This window comes from Streptomyces sp. NPDC058086 (assembly GCF_042885015.1).
Taxonomy (GTDB): Bacteria; Actinomycetota; Actinomycetes; order Streptomycetales; family Streptomycetaceae; genus Streptomyces.
The window spans coordinates 1-2,102 of record NZ_JBHVST010000270.1 but is presented as its reverse complement, the minus strand read 5'-3'; the positions used below and the strand labels follow the sequence as shown (position 1 = coordinate 2,102).

The window sequence follows — 2,102 nt, the reverse complement described above, 5'->3', positions numbered from 1 at the left end:
CAGCGGGAGGACCTTGTTACGGCCGCTCGCGGAACCGTCGGGGGCCGGTGCGCCGTAGGTGACGGAGACGCCCCGGCTCTGCGCGGCGCGCACGATCCCCGGCATCGCGCGTTCGGCGAGCGCCGCGATGGTCATCGCGGGGTTGACCGTCAGCGCGCCGGGCACCGACGAGCCGTCGGTGACGAAGATGCCCGGGTGGTCGCGGAGTTCGTTGCTGTCGTCCAGGGCGGAGGTGTGCGGGTCGTCGCCCATCCGGCAGGAGGCGAGCGGATGGACGGTGTACGCGCCGACCAGGTCGTTGGTCCACGGCATGACCTTGGCCAGGCCGTCCTTCTCCAGGATCTCCTTGACCTCGGCGTCGGACGCGGCCCAGGCGCCCAGGGTGTTCTTCGTCGGTTCGTAGCGCAGGTTGCCCCGGCCCAGCATCTGCTGGGAGATGCGGTGGGCGTTGCCCGTGGCGGGAGGCGGTCCGAAGACGCCCTCGTTGTCGTCCTCGATCATCGTGAAGATCGTGAGCCAGGAGGTCCACTGCTTCAGGATCTCCTTCTTCTCCTTGCCGAACCAGGAGGGGCCGGTGGCGCCGGGCACCTGGGCGAGGATCGTGCCGAGGCCCGGCGGGAAGTAGAGCTGCTCCAGCGAGTAGCGGGAGTACTCGGGCAGCGAACCGTCCAGCCTGTCCCAGCTGGCCACGGTGGGGCCCTTGCCGATCTGGTTGGCCGCGTAGGCCAGCCCGTCGCCCCGGTCCAGACCGAACAGCTCGGCCGCCTTCGCCTCGTCGATGATGGCGGTGTTGAGCCGCTCGCCGTTGCCGGAGAAGTAGCGGCCGACCGCTCGGGGCATCGTGCCCAGGTGGGCCTCGCTGCGCTGGAGGATCACCGGGGTCGCGCCCGCGCCGGCCGCCATGACCACGATCTTCGCCTCGATGACGCCGCTGCCCGCCTGCAGGCGGTAGTCGTCGTCGTGCACGACGTTGTAGTGCACCCGGTAGGAGCCCTCGGGGGTGCGCGTGAGGTACTGCACCTCGTGCAGCGGCCGGATGCGCGCCCCATGGGCGATGGCGGCGGGCAGGTAGTTGACCAGAAGGGACTGCTTGGCCTCGAAACGGCAGCCGGCCATCATCCAGTTGCAGTTCACGCACTTGGTGTTGTCGATGGCGACGGCGAGGGGGTTGGCGGTGCGACCGGCGTGGTTGCACGCCGCGGCCCAGAGCCCGCCGGCGTAACTCACGTCGTTCCAGTCCTGCCGGGTGACGGAGAGGGATTCCTCGACCCGGTCGTACCAGGGGTCCAGGGTGTCGCGGCTCACTGCCTGCGGCCACATCCGGCGTCCTATGGACCCCTGCCGGTCGAAGACGAAGCGCGGGGCGCGGGGCATCGCGGCGAAGTAGACGACGCTGCCGCCGCCCACGCAGTTCCCGCCGAGGATGCTCATGCCGTCCCCGACCGTGAAGTCGAACGCCCTGGTGTAGGAGGAGCCGAGCTTGTAGTCGTGCTCGAACTCCTTGCTCTCCAGCCACGGACCGCGTTCCAGGACGGTGACGTCCGCGCCCCCCGCCGCCAGGTGGTACGCGGCGATCGCGCCGCCGAATCCGCTGCCGATGACGAGGACGTCCGTGCGCTCGGCCGTGGTGCTCATGCGGGGCTCCCGGTGGACGTGGTGTCGGGGTGGAGGCGGGCGAACTCGCGCCCGTAGCTGTAATCCTGGAATCGCCACAGGCCGTCGGCGTCCGGCGTGCTCAGGCCCATGGCCTCCAGTCCCGGATGCCCGTCGGCCATCGCCTGCGCCGTGTTGAGGTGCGCGGCCGAGTCGAAGGCCATGTTGCAGAAGAGGGAGAGCAGTACCCAGAACTCCTTCTCGGGGTGGCCCGGCGTCGTCAGCCGCTGGATCAGGGCGGCCCGGTCCGGGTACTCCAGCGCCACGAAGGGCGGCACCGTCGGATCCGGGGCCAGACCCCGCTCCGCCGCGTAGGCCAGGGCATGCTCGTTGACCAGGCGCACCAGGTCGTCCAGACCCTCAGCTCATCCGGGCGCGGCAGCAGCGAGGCCGCCGTGTCGGGTACCTGGTCGACCGGCTCCTCCTCGACCCGGCTGAAATAGCGCACC

The 2,102-nt window shown here is 70.4% G+C and carries 1 protein-coding gene and 1 pseudogene; both read right to left on the bottom strand.

Annotation, left to right across the window (positions count from 1 at the left end):
- A partial coding sequence (locus ACFVWD_RS58145) for an FAD-dependent oxidoreductase (protein WP_389607268.1) occupies window positions 1-1,635 on the bottom strand: 1,635 nt, incomplete at its 3' end.
- Window positions 1,632-2,015 (bottom strand): annotated as a pseudogene (locus ACFVWD_RS58140) (DUF5987 family protein); the annotation flags it as partial. The pseudogene ACFVWD_RS58140 and the gene ACFVWD_RS58145, both read right to left, overlap by 4 nt.
- Between the last annotated feature and the right edge of the window lie 87 nt (window positions 2,016-2,102).